The organism is Maritimimonas sp. 2210JD6-3 (genome assembly GCF_056591795.1).
In genome coordinates this window covers 1-1,292 of sequence record NZ_JBWQOJ010000088.1, presented here as the reverse complement: position 1 = coordinate 1,292, position 1,292 = coordinate 1, and the positions used below count along the sequence as shown (strand labels likewise).

1 protein-coding gene is annotated in these 1,292 nt (G+C 33.0%); it reads left to right on the top strand.

The genetic code is table 11. The features are described 5' to 3' along the window. The first annotated feature begins 44 nt into the window (after nt 1-44). A complete protein-coding gene (locus AC1EUY_RS16080; protein WP_480196570.1) occupies nt 45-1,163 on the top strand; it encodes a serine hydrolase domain-containing protein in 1,119 nt (372 codons plus the stop codon). The last annotated feature ends 129 nt before the right edge of the window (nt 1,164-1,292 follow it).

The window sequence follows — 1,292 nt, the reverse complement described above, 5'->3', positions numbered from 1 at the left end:
GTTGGCATTAATTTGGGCTCTACGGCATTCAATAAAAACAATCAATGAAAAACTACTTACTACTACTCATTTTAACTATCATTTTTAGTTGTAATGAAAAACCTGAAAATCATTTCAATAATGAAAAGACTAAGACCTTAGTTTATCTTAAAAAGAAGATGGAACAAGAGGGAATTCCTGGGTTGCAGATTGTAGTAATTAAGAATAACGAAGTTGTTTTATCAGAAAATTTAGGCGTAGCAAATGTCCCTTTTTCAGTAGATGTTAAAGAAAACACTATTTTCTCAATTAATTCAATAGCCAAAGTCTTTGCTTCCACAGCAATCTTACAATTAGAAGAACAAAATAAGCTCTCATTATCAGACTCTATTTCCCAACATATCTCTAGCTTACCAAGTAAATGGAATTCAATTACTATTAAACAGTTACTGAGCCATACATCAGGGTTGCCAGATATCGAAGACCCAAATGAAGACAATAAATTAGTTGGGAGTGGAAGTCAAGAATCTGCTTGGGAAACTGTTCAAAAAATGCCTTTACAATTTGAAACAGGAAAAGATTTTAGCTACAACGCAACTAACTACTTACTAATCCAAAAAATTATAGAAAAATATAGTGAGGTACCATTTGAAGAATCTATCAAAACAAACCAATTCGATGTAGCAGGAATGAAAAAAGTATTCTATGGAAATTCTTTTGATGTAAAAGAAAATAAAAGCTCAACCTATGTCTATTGGTATTTGGATGAGACTACAAGAGAGCCTGTCAAAGGAGACAACTTGATTGAAACTTACGAGAAATTCCCGACAAGTTTTAGAGCTGATGCCGGAGTTTTTACCACCGCCAATGAAATGGCCAAATGGATTATTGCACTTCAGAATGGAAAATTATTACAAAAAGAAAGTATCAACAAAATGTGGACACCTGTAAAACTCGATAATGGCGAATACTGGGATTTTGATGGGATTTTGAATGCTTATGCTTTAGGTTGGCCAGTGATTAAAAGAGAAAACCATTCGGGTGTATCTGCTTTTGGAGGAGGTAGAGCTTCTGTTTCAATCTATCCAGATGATAATCTGGCTATTATTTTGTTTACCAACTTGGCAGTAGTTCGCACCTATGAAATTGTTGATAAAATTGCTGAATTCTATTATAAAAACTAATGCCAACATGGTATAAAAATAATAGCGGTTTTATCGCTAAAACGAAAGAAAATAAATATAAAAAAGGTCTGTGCTAAACCGAAAAGTTAGCGTTTCAAAACTCGCTACTATTATTATACTAGACCGTTA

What these genes read in the sequence shown, in the direction of transcription:
- AC1EUY_RS16080 (WP_480196570.1), top strand. Translation starts at nt 45, where the DNA reads ATGAAAAACTACTTACTACTACTCATTTTAACTATCATTTTTAGTTGT.